The organism is Promicromonospora thailandica (genome assembly GCF_024171955.1).
In the GTDB taxonomy this organism is placed as follows: Bacteria; Actinomycetota; Actinomycetes; order Actinomycetales; family Cellulomonadaceae; genus Promicromonospora; species Promicromonospora thailandica.
This window is the reverse complement of sequence record NZ_JAMTCS010000011.1, coordinates 192,248-209,962: the sequence shown is the minus strand read 5'-3', so window position 1 is coordinate 209,962 and position 17,715 is coordinate 192,248. Positions and strand designations below refer to the sequence as shown.

The window sequence follows — 17,715 nt, the reverse complement described above, 5'->3', positions numbered from 1 at the left end:
GCGCCGAAGTAGAACTGCAGCGAAGTAGAACGGCAGCACATCCCACGGATGTGCTGCCGTTCTACTTCGCTGCAGTTCTACTTCGCCCTGGTTCTACTTCGGCGGAGAGGGGTGTCAGCCGCCGATCTCCAGGCTCGCGCCCGGGATCGCCGCCAGGAGGTCCTGCGTGTACTCCTGCTGCGGGTTGTCGAACACCTCGTCGGTGGTCGCGTGCTCCACGATGCTGCCGTCCTTCATCACGGCCACCAGGTCGGCGATCTGCCGCACCACGGCCAGGTCGTGCGTGATGAACAGGAAGGACAGCCCCAGCTCGGCCTGCAGGTCGTTGAGCAGCGTCAGGATCTGCGCCTGGACCAGCACGTCGAGCGCCGAGACGGCCTCGTCCAGCACCAGCACCTCGGGCTTGAGCGCCAGCGCACGCGCGATGGCGATGCGCTGCCGCTGTCCGCCCGACAGCTCGTTCGGGAACCGCCGCATGGTCGCCTGGGGCAGCGAGACCATGTCGAGCAGCTCGCGCACCCGCGCCTCGCGCGACCTGCGGTCGCCCACCTTGTGCAGGACCAGCGGCTCCTCGATCGACCGGAAGATCGAGTAGGTCGGGTCCAGCGAACCGTACGGGTTCTGGAACACCGGCTGCACGCGACGGCGCAGCGCGAACTGCTCCTTCGCGGACATCTTGCCGACGTCCTTGCCGTCGAACTGCACGGTGCCGGACGTCGGCTCGAGCAGACCCAGCACCATGTTGGCCGCCGTCGACTTGCCGGACCCCGACTCCCCCACCAGCGCGAGGGTGCGGCCCTTGGGCAGCGTGAAGTCGATGCCGTCCACGGCCGTGAAGTCGGTGTGCGTACCCGGCCGCGAACCACGGATGTGGAACACCTTGGTCAGGTCCTTGGCCACGACGACGTCGGGCGCCTGGGTGGCCGTCTCGTCGGCGTGCTCGGCGAGCAGGTCCTCGGCCTCCTGGCCCCGCTCGTGCGCGGACTGGATGCGGCGGGAGGCCAGCGACGGCGCCGAGGAGACGAGCCGCTTGGTGTACTCGTGCTGCGGGTCCTTCAGGATCTGCAGCGCCGGCCCGGACTCGACGACCTTGCCCTTGTACATCACCACGAGGTGCTCGGCGCGCTCGGCGGCCAGGCCCAGGTCGTGGGTGATGAACAGGACGGCGGTGCCGAGATCGGCGGTGAGCCCCTCGAGGTGGTCCAGGATCTTCTTCTGGACCGTGACGTCGAGCGCCGAGGTGGGCTCGTCCGCGATGAGCAGCTTGGGCCGCGAGGCCAGGCCGATCGCGATGAGCGCGCGCTGACGCATGCCACCGGAGAACTCGTGCGGGAACTGGCGGGCACGGCGGGCGGCGTCCGGCAGGCCCGCCTCGCCGAGCAGCTCGGCGACGCGCGCGGTGCGCTCCGCCTTGCTGCCCTGGAAGCCGTTGGCCACCAGCGCCTCGTCGATCTGCGTGCCGATGCGCCACACCGGGTTGAGGTTCGACATCGGGTCCTGCGGCACGAGGCCGATCTCGCGACCGCGCAGGTCCTCGACCTGCCGGCGCTTGAGGCCGACGAGCTCGCGCCCGCCGAACGAGATGGACCCGCCGGTCACCTTGCCGGTGCCGGGCAGCAGGTCGATGATCGCGTGCGCCGTCGTCGACTTGCCGGATCCCGACTCGCCCACGATCGCCACGGACTGGCCCGGGTAGACCGTGAGGTCCACGCCGCGCACGGCGTCCACCGTGCCGGTGGCCGTGGTGAACGAGATCTTGAGGTCCTTGATCTCCAGCAGCGGCGTGCTGTCGTCACGCTTCTCGGCGGGCACCGGGGCATCCTCGGTGGCACCGTCGGTGAGGGTGATCGTCGTGGTCATCGCTTCCTCGCCTTCGGGTCGAGCGCGTCGCGGACCACGTCACCCATCATGATGAAGCTGAGGACGGTCAGGGCGAGCGCGGTCGCCGGGTAGATCATGATCTCCGGGGCCACCCGGATGGACACCTGCGCCTTGTCGAGGTCGCCGCCCCACGAGACGGTCGACGTCGGCAGACCGATGCCGAGGAAGCTCAGCGTGGCCTCCGCCACGATGAACGTACCGAGGGCGACCGTCGCGTAGACGATGATCGGTGCGGCCGCGTTGGGCAGCACGTGCTTGGCCAGGATCGCCAGCCGCCCCATGCCGAGGGCCTTGGCCGCGGTGATGAACTCGTTGTTCTTCACACCGAGCACGGCACCGCGTGTGATGCGCGCGATCGAGGTCCAGCCGAACGTCGCGAGGACGATGGCCACCACCAGCGCGTTCCGGTTCTGCAGCAGGCTCATGATGACGATCGCCGCGAGGACGAACGGCACCGCGAAGAAGATGTCGGTGAACCGGGACAGGAGGGTGTCGAGCCAGCCGCCGAAGTACCCGGCGATCGAGCCGATGATCGTGCCGACGACGACGACGAACACCGTGGACAGCACACCCACGGTCACCGACGCACGGGCACCGTAGATCGCACGCGCGTAGATGTCGCAGCCCTGCTTGTCGAACCCGAAGATGTGACCGGCCGCGGGACCTGCCAGGGAGCTCTCGAGGTGGCACTCGGTGGGGCTGGTCGACGTGAACAGCGAGGGGATCGTGGCCATGAGGATGACGAGCACGATGAGAGCGGCGGAGGCCCAGAACAGCGGCCGGTGCCGCATGTCGCGCCACGCGTCGCCCCACAGGCTGGACGGCGCCTCGGAGGTGTCGACGGCGTCGACGACACCGACCCGCACGTCCTCCGGGGGCGCGACGAAGTGCTCCTGTCCCGGTCGCGAAGTGTTCTCGTAGCGGTTGTCAGGCATAACGGATCCTCGGGTCCAGGACGGCGTACAGGATGTCGACGATGAGGTTCGCGACGATGTAGACGACGACGAGCACCGTGGCCAGCGACACCACCGTGACGTTCTCGCCGCGGGTGATCGCCTGGTAAAGGGTTCCACCGACGCCGTTGACGTTGAAGATGCCCTCGGTCACGATCGAGCCGGCCATGAGGTTGCCCAGGTCGATACCGATGAACGTGACCACGGGGATGAGCGAGTTGCGCAGCACGTGGCGCGTCATGATCTTGCCGCGCCCCAGCCCCTTGGCCCGGGCGGTCCGCACGAAGTCCGCCGTGATGTTCTCGACCACCGACGTCCGTGTCAGGCGCAAGATGTAGGCGAACGACGTGGTCGCGAGCACGATGGCCGGCATGAGGAGGCTGATGAAATCAGGATCGCGTCCGGCGGTGATCGGCAGCCAGCCGAGCTGCACACCCACGACGGCCTGCAGCACGAAACCGATGACGAACGTGGGCAGCGAGATGAGCAGGAGGCTCCACAGCAGCACCGTCGAGTCGAAGAGCTTGCCCTTGCGCACCCCGGCCCACAGGCCGAAGCCGATGCCGAACACGGTCTCGATGACGATCGCCATGATGGCGAGCTGGAACGTGACCGGGAAGGCCTGAGCGATCACCTCGACCACCGGGCGCCCGGTGAACGTGACCCCCATGTCGAACGTGAAGACGCCCTTGAGGAAGTACAGGTACTGCACGATGAACGGCTGATCGAGGTGGTACGCCTCGCGGATCGCGATCTCGGCAGCCGGCGACAGACCGCGTTCACCACCGAGTGCGGCCACGGGATCGCCAGGGCGCAGGAACACGAGCCCGTACAGCAACAGCGTGGCGCCGAGGAACACGGGGATCACCTGCAACAGCCGGCGTCCGATGTACCAGAGCATTGGTTGGTCTCCTTGTGGGTAGCTGCGGAACATTCTCCCGGACCGCATCCGGTGCTCAGGCTCCGCACAGTGGAGGGCGGGGCGCGCTCCTCACGCGCCCCGCCCGTCACCTGGCGTGATTGGTCACTCCGGCGAACCGGAAGTGATCACAGTCACTCCGACTTGGTCACCTCGTACAGCAGCGGCATGCTGTCCCAGCCGAACTCGACGTTGTCCACGGCCTCCGAGTGGCCGGCGGTCGTCGAGTAGTACCACAGCGGGATGCCCGGCAGGTCCTTGAACAGGATCTCCTGCGCCTTGTTGTAGAGCGTGTTGGCCTCCTCGAGCGAGGGAGCCGCAGCGGCCTCCTTGAGGGCGGCGTCGAACTCGTCGCTCTCGTACCGGCCGTCGTTGGAGCCGGCCAGGGCCGCCTTGCTGTAGAGCGGGCCCAGGTAGTTCTGCAGCGACGGGTAGTCAGCGGACCAGCCGGCACGGAACAGACCGTTGACCTTGCCGTCCGGGCCCTTGTCACGCTCGTTGAGGACCTCGTCGAAGGTCGGGTAACCCGTCATCTCGCACTTGATGTCGAGGTCGTTGATGTACCCGTTGCAGACCGCCTCGACCCACGCCTGGTGGTCGGAGTCCGTGTTGGTGTGGATCGTCAGGACGTAGTCGTCCGGCAGCGGGTCCTCCGAGTTGGCCTCGTCCCACAGGGACTTGGCCTCCTCCGGGTTGTACTCCGTGACCTCGTTGCCCGGGATCTCACCGGTCCAGCCGTCGATGACCGGCGACGTGAAGTCCGTGGCCGGGATACGCGTGCCCGCGAAGATCGTCTCCGTGATCTGCTCACGGTTGATCGCCATGGACAGGGCCTGACGGCGCTTGAGACCGGCCTCGCCCTGGAACTCGGGGAGCCACTCGGGCACCGTCATCGCGGCGAAGCTGGCGGACGGCTCGCTGATGGCGCCGTCACCCAGGTCCTCCTCGAAGGTGCTCATGGCCGACGTCGGCACGTTCTCGAGGATGTCGAGGTTGCCACCCTGCAGGTCGGCGTACGACGTGTTCTCGTCCGTGTAGACGATGAAGTCGAGGCCGCCGTTCTGGGCCTTGCGCGGGCCGTTGTACTCCTCGTTCGGCACGAGGTTGATCTCGGAGTCGTGCTGCCAGTCCTCGAGCACGTACGGGCCGTTCGTGATCGGCTTCTCGCCGAACGCCTCGATGTCGTCGTAGTACGCGTCGGGCAGCGGGAAGTACGCCGAGTAGCCGAGACGGATCGGGAAGTCCGACTCAGGCTGGTTCAGCGTGACCGTGAACTCGGTGTCGCTCACGACCTCGAGCCCGGACAGCGTCTCCGCCGTCGGCTCCTCGGCCATGCCGGACACGTTGCCCTCCTCGTCGAACTCAGGAACGCCCTGCGTCTCGGTGAAGCCCTCGATCGGGTCGAAGAAGCCGGCACCCTTGGCACCGTTCGGGCCGTAGGCGGCCCAGTTCCACGCATCGACGAAGTTGGCCGCGGTGACGTCCGTACCGTCCGACCACTTCCAGCCGTCCTGGATCGTGATCGTCCAGGTCTGGTTGTCGTCCGACTCGATCGACTCCGCGATCTCGTTGTGCACGACACCCTCGGCGTCGTAGTAGACGAGACCCGAGTAGAGCTGCTGAACCACGAGCCCACCCTCGGTCTCGTTGGTCATCGACCCGACGAGCGGGTTCTGGGGCTCACCGTTGCTGATCGTCACGATCCCGGTGCTGGTGCCCTCGCTGCTGTCGTCGCCGCTGTCGCCACCGCCACATGCGGTGAGCACGAGCGACGAGGCGAGCGCGAACGCACCGAGCCCCATCAGTCGCTTTCGAGGTGTCACGTGTCCTCCTGGGTAGCAGTACACCCCGGCTCGGCGGTCGCCGCCCGGAGCATGCGGGCGCTTCGTTGCACCCCGTGGTATCACGACCTAACGTAACCGGTCCGTGCATATGGTGATGACCACCACCCGAGAAACGCCACCGAGTTGTGACCATCTCGGTACGCACAGGTAACCGCGGGTAACAGTTCTGACCAGGCGGTTCTCACACCCGTAACAAACGCACCGTGAGGTCCGGTGTCAGGAAATTCACCCGTTGCCCCAGCATACGGTTCTTCGACCGCCCCAGGCCACGCACACGTGCACGGGCGGCGGGCGCTGCGGTACGGCAGCACGGCGCGGCGCCCGATCGCCGTGACGACCAGGCACCGCGCGAGGTGGCCTCCTAGCGTTCGTAGGCGGCCGTGGTGCTGCCACCGATCAGTGAGTGGGTGATCCTCGGTTCGATCCGGAACATGTGGTCGGTGCTGTTGTTTCGGAAGGTGCGGTTGACGGTGTACGTGCGGCAGTCTCCGCTGTAGTAGGTGCGGTAGACCCAGTCGTCCGTCCAACCGGTCCCGTTGTCGGTGATCACCGGCGAGATCGAGACGGCCACGTGCTCAGGGTCGAACGTCGTGGAGAAGCAGATCCTGAACGTGGTCAGCTTGACCGAGGTGGACGTGTGGCTGGTGAAGGTCGGGATGACGGACACCGTCACCTTGTCATCTCTCGGCGTCATGTAGTTGGTAGTAGTCCAGATCGACGTCTGGCTGCCGACCTTCTTCAGGACGACAGAAGCCGCCGACGCGGGCTGGGTGGCGCCCACGAAGGCGAACAGAGCCAAGATCGCCGCGACGAGCACGCGCAGCCGAGCGCGTCTGCCCGGGATCCGATCGGTGTTGCTTGCCATTGCTCTCTCCTTGCGCAGTCGGGTACGGCCTCGAACGCCAGACCAGTCTCGTGCGCGTGCGGCTCGGGTGACCAGGCGGCGGACCGGCAGATCAGCGGCAGGAGATCTCCCGACCGTCCGTCAGCCGAGCCGCCGCTCGACCTCCTCGGCCTCTGGGACGCCGCATGCCGCGTACGCCTCCGCGGCATGCCGCAGGTGCTGCCTCTCCTGGGCGGTGTCGCCCCGGGCGCGCCAGACGTCGGCGAGGCCGTGCCGGGCCCGCGCGAGCTCATAGCCGTCCTCGTGCGACTCCGCGAGGACGGCCGCCCGCTCCAGGTGCTCGGCGGCCTCGTCCAGCTCGCCGGTGACGAGCCTCGCTCGCCCGAGGTCCACCAGCGCCGTGCGCACCAGTGCCGGGTATCCCAGCTCCTCCGCGTCCTCGAGTGCCTGCGCGACGTAGGCGGCCGCTTCCGCGCCGCGACCCATGAGGGTCAGGTCCGTCCCGAGCTCCACCAGGACGGGACCGAGGCCGGCGCGGAACCCGAGCTGTCTGCAGCGGTCGAGGCAGGCGCTGTGCACCACGGAGGCACCGACCGCGTCGCCCTTCTCACGGGCCAGGGTGCCCCGGTAGCTGTCGATGCGGAGGCGGTTGTACTCGTCCCCCTCCTCCAGCAGCCGCTCGGTCTCGTCGAGGCACCGTTCGGCGTCCGCCAGACGCCCCAGCCGGAGCAGGGGCGCGACCATGTTCGCCCGCACGACCACGCGAGCGAGCGGCTCGCCGGCGGCGTCCGCGACGACGAGCGCCGCGCCGTACACGTCGAGCGCCTGCGCGAACCGTCCGGACTGGCGGTGTGCGATACCCATGGTGCGCAGCGCCATCGCCGCCGCGGCGTCGTCCCCGAGATCGCGGTAGCGGGCGACGGCCTGCTCCAGGCAGGTGATCGCCTCGCCGCACCGGCCCTCCACCAGGAGGTGCCTGCCCCGGTCCGCGAGCGTGACGGCCTCGTAGGCCGTGTTCCCGAGGTCGCGCGAGATCTCCAGCGCGGCGTCGTTGATCCGCAGGTACTCCTCGTAGTCCCGGTCGGCCAGCCGGAACGCGCCGAAGGCGGTGGCCAGGTGCCAGGCCGCCTCGAGGTTGCCCGAGCGCCAGGACGCCGTCACCGCGGCGGCCAGGTTGGCACGCTCGGCGCGGAACCACGCCAGGGCGGCGGCCTTGTCGACGAATCCCGGCAGGCCCAGGTCGTACTTCGCCATCCCCTCGGTCAGGACCCGGACCGTCGTCGCGGAGATCTGGTGGGCGGCGCGGTACGCGAAGTGGAGGTAGACGTCGACGAGCCGGGCGAGGACCCTGTCCCGGTCGGCCTCCGGTTCCTCCGCGGCGGCGAGCTGGGTCGCGTAGACCCGCACGAGGTCGTGCAGCCGGTAGCGGCCGGGCGAGCGGCTCTCCACCAGGTGCACGTCGACGAGGGCCTCGAGGATCCAGGTGGTGCGCTGCTGCTTCAGCTCCGAGAGGGCAGCGGCGGCGAGCGCGTCGACGTCGTCGCCGGGCACCAGACTCATGCGGCGGAAGACGCGCCGGTGGTCGCCGTCGAGCTCGGTGTACGACGCGTTCAGCGCGGCGGCGACACCGCCGTGCCGGAGGTCGAGCTCGGAGAGCAGGTGGTCGTCGTCGGACAGCCGGGCGAGCAGATCCTTCGCGGTCCACTGGGGGCGGCTGCGGAGCCGCGCCGCGGCGAGGCCGAGCGCGAGGGGGAGGCAGCCGCAGCGTTCCGCGACGGCCACCGCGTCCTGGCCGGTGATCCGGTCGCCGACCTCCGCGCGGAGCATGGTGACGGCCTCGGCCAGGTCGAGCGCCCCCAGGGGCACGGAGTATGCGCCGGCGAGGCGCGACAGGTCCCGTCGGCTGGTGGACAGCACGAGGCTGCTCGGTGTCCCCGGCAGCAGGGCCTCGACCTGGTCGGCGTCCTTCGCGTTGTCGAGCACCAGGAGCATGCGGCGGCCGGCGGCCACGCTGCGGTAGCGGGCCCGGAGCTCGTCCAGGTCTGCCGGCAGCTCCTGGCCGTCCGTGCCGAGGCTCCGGAGCAGACGCGTCAGGACGCCGCGCGGGTCCGGCTGCGGATCGTCCGCCTTCCGGACACCGTGCAGGTCGACGAAGATCTGACCGTCCGGGAACCGCGGTGCCAGCCGGTGGGCCAACCAGACCGCCGCGGACGTCTTGCCGACACCGGCCATGCCGTGGAGCGCGACGAGGAGCGACCCGCTCTCGACCGCCGCGACGACGCCGTCGACGACCTCGTCGCGCCCGACGAACACCGTCGGGGCTCGGGGCAGCTCGCGCGGAACGGTCCGGTCCGGCGCGAGCGGCGCGCCGCGGGGCGCGTCCTCCTCAGGCTCCGGCCCGGCGGCGTCTGGGCCCGCGACGTCCAGTCCCAGAGCGTCCAGGAGGAGACGCAGGGTCCGCGCCTGCGGTCGCGATCTGCCGGACTCCAGGTCGCGGATGGTGCGCGCCGCGACACCCGCCCGGGACGCGAGCTCTTCCTGCGTGAGCATCGCCCGGCGCCGGAGGGCCCGCAGATCGAGACGTTGGGCATCACGCTGTCCGGTCACCGATCAAGAGTAAGCAGACAGGCGACTCGCACTCAGGCCGACGCAGGCCACGACTTCGTCGAGGTGAGGACAGGCCCACACGCGTGCATCTGGCCCGACGACCAGGTTCGTCCTGTGCGAAGCGAGCTGTCGCCGGTCGACCGAGCCGGTCAGTTCACTCGATCAGCCCTGCGGCTTCGGCACACTCGTCCTGATCCTTCTCGTAGGCGGCCATCTCACCCGAGGGAAGGATCGGGCCGTAGATGACGCCTTCCCGGGTGGTCACCTCCCAGCCCCGGTCGATGAGGCAGTCGCGCACTCCGACCATCGCGGGGTCGAGCCCGGCCGTCATGTGCGGCACGGAGGACGGCACCCCCCGCGGCTCCGTTCTCAGCGCGCCACACGCGGCGAGAACGAGAACCACGAGGAGCGCTCCCCCGAGCCGGGTCAGGAAGAGACGCAAGATGCGCCCGCCGCCGACACGGTTCCCGTGATCGTCCAGGTCGCCGCGCGCCAGCCTTCCCAGTAGATGTTGTACGTCTTGTACGTGGAGCCGGCGTCCGGGGTCAAGGCAAGTTGCTGACGGCCACCACCCTCCAACTTGTGGCTGGCGATGCCCTTGTTCACCGACGTGGTCTTGATGACCTGGCTGGCCGAGCACGACCGGAACCCGGTAGCCGCGCTTGCTGGCGCCGCCGTGCCCAGCAGCAGCCCCAATGCCGCGACGGTCGCGACGCTGCCGCTCATGATTGCTCGCATGCTCTTCATACCACTCCCGTAGTGAGTCGGTCATGACATCCGAGGTCGCCACCCCAGACAGGTGGCAAATCAGGACAAAAGTAGCACACTCGCCCCTGTTTGAGGCGCCTAGTTAAAGTTCACACTTCGAAAGAGTCATGCTTCGCCACGCACCACCCGACCGTCGCGCAGCTCCACCACCCGGTCCGCCCGGGCCATCAGCTCGGGGTCGTGCGTGGAGACGACGGCGGCCACGCCGCGCTCGTGCACCACACGGGCCAGCAGGTCCATGACCACCGCCGCGGTGCCGGAGTCGAGCTGGCCGGTGGGCTCGTCCGCGAGCAGCACCTCGGGGTCGGCCACGAGCGCCCGCGCGATCCCCACCCGCTGCTGCTGACCGCCGGAGAGCTCGTACGGACGCTGCCGCGCGTGCCCCGTGAGGCCCACGGCCTCCAGCGCGTCCGCGACTCGGCGCGCCCGCTCGGCCGGCGCCGTACGCCGCAGCCGGAGCGGCACCTCGACGTTCTCCGCCGCCGAGAGCACGGGCACGAGCCCGAACGACTGGAACACATAGCCGATCCGGTCGCGACGCGCGGCGAGCACCGCCTTCTCTCCCAGCGCCGTCAGCTCGGCGTCGCCGAGCCACACGCTGCCCGCCGTGGGCCGGTCCAGCCCACCCAGCAGGTTCAGCAGCGTGGTCTTGCCCGAGCCGGACGGCCCGCGCACCACGAGCAGCTCGCCGGCCGCCACCTGCAGCGACGCATCGGTCAGGGCGTGCACCTCGCCGGCACCCGTGCCGAACACCCGGGTGAGGCCCTGCGCGCGCAGCACGGTGGGCGTCCGGGTCCCCGCGGTCGCGGTCATCGGTCCTCCTCGGTCGGGGTGCGTCCCGGCGCCGCGGGCCACACGCCCACGTGGTCCGGTTCCAGGGCGAGGCGCACCCGGTCGCGCAGGTCGAGCGCGTGCACGAACTCCTGCGGGAGCTGCAGGCGGCCCACCCGGTCGACCACCGCGAACTCCTCGGCGACGTGCCGCTCGGCGCCGTGCTCGTCCAGCTCCGTGCGCCGCAGCGTCTCCGTGGAGGTACGGCCGTCCCGGATCTGGACGGTGCGTGCGACGTGCTCGGACACGGTCGGGTCGTGGGTCACGATCAGCGTGGTCACCCCCGTCTCCCGGTTCACGCCGCGCAGCGCCTCCAGGACCTCGACGGACGTCGCCTCGTCGAGCTCGCCCGTCGGCTCGTCCGCGAGCAGCACGCGCGGGTCGTTCGCGACGGCCACCGCGATCGCGGTCCGCTGCTGCTCGCCGCCGGACATCTCGCCCGGCCGGCGTCCGGCCGCGTGGCCCACCTCCAGGAGGTCGAGCAGGTCCTGCACGCGACGGGCGCGCTCCCGCCGCGGCAGCGTGCCGGCGAGCTCGAGCGGCAGCCGCACGTTCTCGCTCGCCGTGAGGTACGGCAGCAGGTTGCGGGACGTCTGCTGCCACACGAATCCGACGGTCGAGCGCTGGTACCGCACGCGTTCGGCCGGGCCCATGGTGAGCAGGTCCGTCCCGGCCACCACCGCGGACCCGCCCGTCGGGGTGTCGAGGCCGGACAGGATGGTCAGCAGCGTGGACTTGCCGGAGCCGGACGCGCCGACCACGGCCACGATCTCGCCCGGGTCGACGGTCAGCGTGAGGCCCTGCAGGGCCTGCACCTCCACGCCGTCCGTGGCGAAGATGCGCACCAGGTCGCCGCAGCGGATCTCGCCGCCGCCCGCCGGACCGGACGACGCGGGCGTGCCGCCGTCCGTGAGCTCGATGGTCGTGCTCATCGCGTGTGCCTCCTCGGTTCAGTCATTGCTCCCCATCCGCAGCTGTGCGGCCACCTCACCGCGACGGCTCAGCGCGGCCGCCACACCGACCGCCGCGAGCACCGCCACCACGAAGCCCGCCGTGGCGGCCCCGAGCAGGAGCGGGTCGTACGCCGGGTCCGGCTGGACGGTCCCGCCGGTCAGGGCCGTCACGTCCACCGCCGTCAGCACGAGCGACGGCACGACCACCCCGAGCACCGCGCCCACCAGCAGCGCGATCCCGGCCCACGGCCCGATCTCCCAGCCCACGAGCCCCCGGCCCTGCCGCGGGGACAGGCCGAGGGTCTGCAGCACGGCGAGCAGCCGGGCCCGCGCGGGGGCGGCGAGCATGAGCGTCATGACGACGGCGACGGCGCACAGCAGGGCGGCGAGCACCACGGCCAGCACGAAGGCGACCACGAGCCCGCCGGAGACCGGGGCCGCGAGCACGGCGTCGGCCTGCTGGTCCGGGTCCTCGACCGCCGACGTCGGCAGCAGCCTGGCCACCTCGCCGCGCACGGCCGACCGGTCGGCGTCGCCGGTCAGGCCGACCAGCGCGAGCCGCGCCCAGGAGGTCTCCCCGGTCGCCTGCTCCAGGAGCGCGGTGTCGGCGAGCACGAGCGCGCGTCCGGCGGGCAGGCCGGGCAGCTCGTCGACGACGTCGACCACGGTGACGGGCACGGTGCCGCTCCCGGTCGCCAGGGTGAGCCCGGTGCTGCCGGGGGCGACGCCCGGCGCGGCGGCGCCCCGGGTGAGGATGACGGGCAGGGCGCCGTCGGGGCCCTCGGCCGTCAGGGACCCGAGCGTCTCGGGCGCACCCGCCACGCCACGCTGCACCCGGGCGAGCCCGCCGGCGTCCACCGTGTACAGGTGCGCCCGCGGCGCGGATCCGGCGGCCTGCAGCACGGCGTCGCCGGCGTCGGCCACGGGCGTGACCGCGTCGACGCCGTCGATGCCGGCGAGCTGCCCGGCGGCCGCCTCGTCGATGACGGGTCCCGACACCCGCAGGTCGGCGCCGGTGGCACGCCACGCCTCACGGACCACGCCGCCCGAGACCGTGGAGTACAGCACCACCGACGTCGCGGCGACCGCGACGGCCAGCACGAGCGCGACCGCGGGCACGGGCCCACCCGCCGGGTCGCGGGTCGCGCGGGCGGCACCCAGGAAGGGAACCAGGTCCCGGCGCGGCGCGAGAGCGCGCTCGACGGCCAGGGCGATCCAGGGATAGGCGCGCACGGCGAGCAGGGTGAGCGCCAAGGAGACCAGCAGCGGAGCCGCGGCGACCAGCGGGTCGACGCCGGACCCCGCGCCCGCCCCGGCGACGACCCCGCGGGACAGCAGCAGCCAGGTGGCGAGCACCGCGGCCGCGACGACGAGCAGCTCCAGCACCCACCGCACGCGGCTGCGCGAGCGCGGCGCGAGGTCCGCCCGGGTGGGCCGCAGCCCGGCGGGCGAAGTCGCGAGAGCGAGGGCGGCCGCCGGGGCCAGACCCGCGGCGAGCGCGAGGGCCACCTGGCCGGCGCTCACGGGGGCATGCACCCCCGTCGCCGCGGTGAGGGCGACGCCGGCGGCGAACCCGAGCGCGGCGGAGCCCAGCCCGACCACGAGGCCCTCGCCGCCCATGAGCAGACGCAGCTGTACCCCGGAGGCGCCGCGGGCGCGGAGCAGCGCGAGCACCGCCCGCCGCCGGTCCACGACCAGCCGCGCGCCCAGGGCCAGCACCACGAGCGTGGCACCCAGGGGCCCCACGGCGAGGACGGCGACGATCGCGTCCACCCCGGTGCGCTGCGCGAGCAGGCGCTCCAGGATCTCGGTCAGGCGGCTGGCGGGGCGCATCTGGAGCGGCGCCGGGTCGTCCGGCCCGGCGGCCACGAGGAAGGTCTGGGCGGACTGGCCCTTGATCTGGGCCAGGAGCTGCGGCACGGCCGAGGCGGTCACGTCGCCGGTGTCCACCGGGTACCAGACCCGGGTCTCGGCCATGCCGAGCGTGAGCGGCGTGATCATGGCGGGGTCGACGTAGACGGCGGCCGTGCCGAGCAGCCCGCGGTTGGGGTCGGCGATCACGGAGGCGCGCGCCGCGAGGGCATGGTGCAGCCAGTAGTCGGCGTCGGGGTCGCCGGTCTCGAAGATGCCCGTCACCACCAGGGACGGGTACCGGTCGCCCAGCGCGACCACGCCCGACCCGGTGAGCGTGTCGTACCGCCCGCCGAGCTCCCAGCCGTAGGTGTCCGCGACGGCCCGCGAGACCGCCACCTCGAACGGCGGGGCCGGCCGTGCGGGCTGGGCGAACGACGCGTCCTCGCCCCCGGAGACCGGTTCCGCCGTGGGCTCCGGCCAGCGGCCTTCCACGAGCTCCGCGTGCCGGTCGAGGTCCGTGGCGGCGCGGAGGAAGACCTTGGCCTCGCTCAGCTGCGAGCTCGGTACGGGGTCGGTGTAGCCGTGGTCGGTCGACGTCACGTGGAACATCGGGGCGCCCATGGCCGAGCGCAGCGGCTCGGGCGTCTCGACGCGCACGGTGTCCAGGTTGGCCACGAAGGGCGCCCAGTCGGGCTCGTCGGGTACGCCGGTGCCGGCCCGGCCCGGGTCGTAGAACATCCCGCCCGCGGGTTGGCCGGGCACGGCGCCGATCACGGAGACGACGTCGCGCGCCGGACCCGACGCCTCCGCGGTCTCGTACGCCACCTGGTCGGCGTGCATCGCGGAGACCGCGCGCGGCGCCGTCGAGAGCACCCCGGCCACGAGGAACGCGATGACACCGAGGGCCGCGGTCGCCCCCCACGAGGTGCGGAGCTGACGCCGGGCGAGCAGCCCCAGGCCGGACAGGGCGCCCATCAGCGGACCTCCTCGCGGTAGGTGGTGTCGCGGGCCTGCGCGGCCACGCGCGCGCCCACCCCGGTCGCGACGAGCACGAGCCCGGCCACGGCCGCCGCCAGCACCAGCCCGGTCCCGGTCGCCTCCAGGACGAAGCGCGCGGGCGGCGCGGCGTCCACGCCCGTGAGCGTCGCGGCTGCCAGCCCGCCCGCGGTGAAGCGGGCCACGGCCCACCCCGCGACGGCGCCCACGGCGAGCGCCACGAGGCCGACGGCGACCAGCTCGGCGGCCCGGGCCCGACCCTGCGCGACCGGGCCGAGCCCGACGGCACGCAGCACGGCGACCTCGCCGCGGCGCTCGCGCAGGGTCGCGACGGCCACCGCGAGGACGCCCGCGAGCGCCAGGACCGTCGCGCCGGCGGCGGCGAGCCAGAAGGAGACGCGGACCGGGACCGCGGCGTCCGCCGTCCCGCTGCCGGGCGTCGCGACGCCGGGTCGCTCGCGGCTCGTGGTCGCGTCGGCCTCGGCCGTGGCGGCTACCTCCTGGGCGAGCCGGGCCGTGGTGGCCGTGTCCGCCGCTGCCCCGGGCGGGCCGGCGGCGAGCCAGACCTCGCTCGTCAGCACCGGGTCGCTCACCTCGCGCACCAGCACCGCCGCGAGGGCGCCGCGGTCCAGCAGGGCGGCGTACGGGTCGAGCGCGCCGGGCACGGTGCCCGCCGACGCCACGGCCTCCACGGGCAGGTGCGTGCCGCCGAGGGTCAGCTCGAACGTGTCCCCCGGCGCGACGCCGAGCTCGCCGGTGAGCGATGTCGAGGCGAGCAGCGGTACCGGGTCGGTGTCGGGCGTGCTCAGCAGCCGCAGGCGGCTGGCGCCGGTCGCCCCGCCCGGGAAGGACATGGTCAGCTCGGCCGTCCCGGCCGGTGCGTCCGCGCCGAGCTCCAGCCCGGCGGGCCCGTCGAGGGTCTCCGACAGCGTCCACGCGGCGCCGTCGAGCTCCTGCCCGCCCGCGGTCAGGCCGTCGACGGTCAGCTCGATCTCGGCGGGCGCCCAGCCGGGGCGGGTGTCCAGGTCCAGCGCGGCGACCCGCCACTCCTGGCCCGCGGGCGGCGGCGGGACCTGGCCGGAGAGCTCGTGCGTGGTCCGCTCGGCGCCGAGGGTGTCGCCCGTGCCGTCGCCCTCGGTGAGCTGCCCGAACGGCACCTGCGCGAGCGTGCCGTCCGCGGTGGCGAGCAGGAGCGACGCGTCGATCTCGTGCTCGGACGCCCCGGGCCACGGCATGACGTCGGTGGTGGGGCGGATGGTGCCGCTCAGGGCGAGGGTGACCTCCGCGGGTGCGTCGGGCAGCGCGGGAGCTGCGGCGAACGCGTCCGTCGCGAGGTCCTCCGCGAGCACGCCGAGGCCGAGCACCCGGGACGGCGCGCGCACGACCTGGGGCACGGACGCGGCGGGCAGCGCGAGGAGCGTGACCGGGAGGCCGTCGGCGTAGGCGGTGGCCGCCAGCGCGGGGGCCGCGGCGACGGCGTCGTCCCCGGGTCCGCCGGAGCCCGGCAGGTAGGGCGCGGGGTCGAGCCGGCCGGCCTCGGGCGCGGTGACGCGCACGTCCGTGCCGACCGCGAGCACGTCGACGTCGGCGCGCAGGCGTTCGGCCGTCCCCGCGTACCCGCCGGCCAGGCTCGCCGCCCCGCCCGCGAGCACGAGGAGCACCACCGGCACCACGTACACGACGATCCGGCGAGCCACCTGCCGTGCCGCGAGCGGCCCCACCACCCCGCGGGCCCGGCCGGCGAGCCCCGCCCACAGCCGCGTGGCCGGGCCGAGCACCGCCATCGCGAGCACGGCGAGCGCGGCCAGGACCAGGGCGGGCGCCGCGGCGGCCGCCGGGTCGGTGCTCGTCCCGCCGGGTGTCGTCACCAGCGGTGAGCCGTACCGCAGGAGCTGGGCCGCGCTCACCACGGCGGCCGCGACGGTGAGCACGACGGTGCCGAGCGCGGCCACCTGGCGTACCCGGCCCGAACGGTCGGTCACCTGCCGCCGGACCGCCGCGTGCGCCTGCAGGGCGGCGACCAGCACGAGCGTCGTCGTGGCGGCCACGGCCACCGCGAGGGCGACGGCCACGGGCGACAGCGGCGCGACGGCCGCGCCCGCCTCGGCCCGGACCACGAGGCCCAGGGCCGCCCAGGCGCCCGCAGCACCTGCCGCGGCGGCGGTCACTGCCAGCAGCGCGCCCTCGACGGCGGCCGCTGCCGTGACCGTGCCGGGTGCGGCGCCGCGCGAGACCAGCAGCGCGACCTCCCCCTCCCGGGTCGCCGCCAGGAGCCGCGCCACCTGCACGAGCGCGACCAGGCCGACGAGGGCCAGGAGGCACAGCGGCACGAGGGCCACGGCGTCCCCGGCGCGCAGGGCCTCCGCCAGGTCGGCGGCGGTGTCCGACAGGCTGCCCGCGACGGTCAGCCCGCGCGGCGCGACGTCGGCGTCCTCGCCGAGCATCCGCTCGACCTCACCGGCGAGCGCCGCGAGGGCGGGCAGGTGCGCCGGGGTGAGCGCGGCGACGTCGGGCACCACGGTCCAGCGCGCGAACGGGTCGGTGTCCAGGACGTCGAGCACGTCCTGGCTGACGACCACGGGGCCGGGCGAGGAGCCGTCCGTGCCGGTCAGCGCGGTGGGGTCGCCGAGCCAGACGGCGTCGTCCGGGTCGGTGACTCGCCAGGTGGCCGTCACGGTCACGACCGCGCCGGTCGTGCCCGGTGCGTCGGGGTCCACGCTGACGCGCAGCGTGTCGCCGACGCCGAGCCCGGCGGCCTGGGCGGCGTCGGCCTGCACCGCCGCCTCGTCCGCGGCGGCGGGCCAGGCGCCGTCGGCCAGGGTGACGCCCTCGGCACCGCCCCCCGCCAGCGCCTCGGCGCGCGAACCCGCCGGCAGCACGGCCAGCGACCAGCGGCCCAGGTCCTCGCCGTCGGCGCCGCGGGTGTACCGCGGCTCCGTGCGCAGGTCGTACGTGACCCGGTGCGGCACGCCCTCGAGCAGCCCGGCGAGCGCCTGCCGCACACGTGCGTCCTGCTGCTCCGCGTCGGCGCCGTCCGCGACGCGGGTCGCGAGCTGCACGGCCCGCTCGGCGGGCTCGGCGGAGGTCAGTCCGTCGCGGGTGCCGGCCGTGGCCGCGACCTGGGTCCAGCCGACCGTCACCCCGAGCGCGCCCGTCAGCACCGCGACGAGCAGCCACACGAGCGCGAGCAGCCCACGGTGCGCCGTCGACCGGCGGGCAAGGAGGGTGACTCGGCTCACGGGGTCAAGGTAGCCGCCGTATGTGA

At 72.9% G+C, this 17,715-nt stretch carries 12 protein-coding genes; all 12 read right to left on the bottom strand.

The genetic code is table 11. The annotated features are described in order from the left end of the window. Positions 1-114: 114 nt before the first annotated feature. Positions 115-1,860: a dipeptide ABC transporter ATP-binding protein gene (locus APR03_RS18180; RefSeq protein WP_253837841.1), complete on the bottom strand. Its 1,746-nt coding sequence runs from the start codon at positions 1,858-1,860 to the stop codon at positions 115-117. Beyond that, entirely contained in the window at positions 1,857-2,816 is a 960-nt protein-coding gene (locus tag APR03_RS18175) for an ABC transporter permease (protein WP_253837839.1), read from the bottom strand. Before APR03_RS18175 ends, APR03_RS18180 begins: the two co-directional genes overlap by 4 nt. Next, positions 2,809-3,735 carry an ABC transporter permease gene (locus APR03_RS18170; protein ID WP_253837837.1) on the bottom strand — a complete coding sequence of 309 codons (927 nt, stop codon included), beginning with the start codon at positions 3,733-3,735 and terminating at the stop codon, positions 2,809-2,811. Before APR03_RS18170 ends, APR03_RS18175 begins: the two co-directional genes overlap by 8 nt. Before the next feature lie 152 nt (positions 3,736-3,887). Further along, positions 3,888-5,576 (bottom strand): peptide ABC transporter substrate-binding protein, encoded by a 1,689-nt coding sequence (locus APR03_RS18165; RefSeq protein ID WP_308216517.1) that lies wholly within the window; start codon positions 5,574-5,576, stop codon positions 3,888-3,890. A gap of 382 nt (positions 5,577-5,958) precedes the next feature. Further along, on the bottom strand, positions 5,959-6,462 hold the full coding sequence (locus tag APR03_RS18160) for a hypothetical protein (protein ID WP_253837835.1): 504 nt from the start codon (positions 6,460-6,462) through the stop codon (positions 5,959-5,961). 120 nt (positions 6,463-6,582) lie between these two features. Further along, positions 6,583-9,048 (bottom strand): ATP-binding protein, encoded by a 2,466-nt coding sequence (locus APR03_RS18155; RefSeq protein ID WP_308216516.1) that lies wholly within the window; start codon positions 9,046-9,048, stop codon positions 6,583-6,585. A 154-nt stretch (positions 9,049-9,202) separates the two neighbouring features. Further along, the gene (locus APR03_RS18150; protein ID WP_253837831.1) at positions 9,203-9,379 is read right to left on the bottom strand and encodes a hypothetical protein; all 177 of its coding nucleotides are present in this window, start codon (positions 9,377-9,379) and stop codon (positions 9,203-9,205) included. A gap of 95 nt (positions 9,380-9,474) precedes the next feature. Further along, positions 9,475-9,774: a hypothetical protein gene (locus tag APR03_RS18145; protein WP_253837829.1), complete on the bottom strand. Its 300-nt coding sequence runs from the start codon at positions 9,772-9,774 to the stop codon at positions 9,475-9,477. Between the two features lie 147 nt (positions 9,775-9,921). Then, complete coding sequence (locus APR03_RS18140; protein WP_253837823.1) at positions 9,922-10,629, bottom strand: ABC transporter ATP-binding protein; 708 nt, start codon at positions 10,627-10,629, stop codon at positions 9,922-9,924. Beyond that, on the bottom strand, positions 10,626-11,579 hold the full coding sequence (locus APR03_RS18135; protein ID WP_253837822.1) for an ABC transporter ATP-binding protein: 954 nt from the start codon (positions 11,577-11,579) through the stop codon (positions 10,626-10,628). Before APR03_RS18135 ends, APR03_RS18140 begins: the two co-directional genes overlap by 4 nt. An 18-nt stretch (positions 11,580-11,597) precedes the next feature. After that, positions 11,598-14,429 carry an FtsX-like permease family protein gene (locus APR03_RS18130; protein WP_253837821.1) on the bottom strand — a complete coding sequence of 944 codons (2,832 nt, stop codon included), beginning with the start codon at positions 14,427-14,429 and terminating at the stop codon, positions 11,598-11,600. Further along, positions 14,429-17,689, bottom strand: coding sequence for an FtsX-like permease family protein (locus APR03_RS18125; RefSeq protein WP_253837820.1), 3,261 nt, complete (start codon positions 17,687-17,689; stop codon positions 14,429-14,431). The genes APR03_RS18130 and APR03_RS18125 overlap by 1 nt, the downstream gene beginning before the upstream one ends. Positions 17,690-17,715 lie beyond the last annotated feature (26 nt).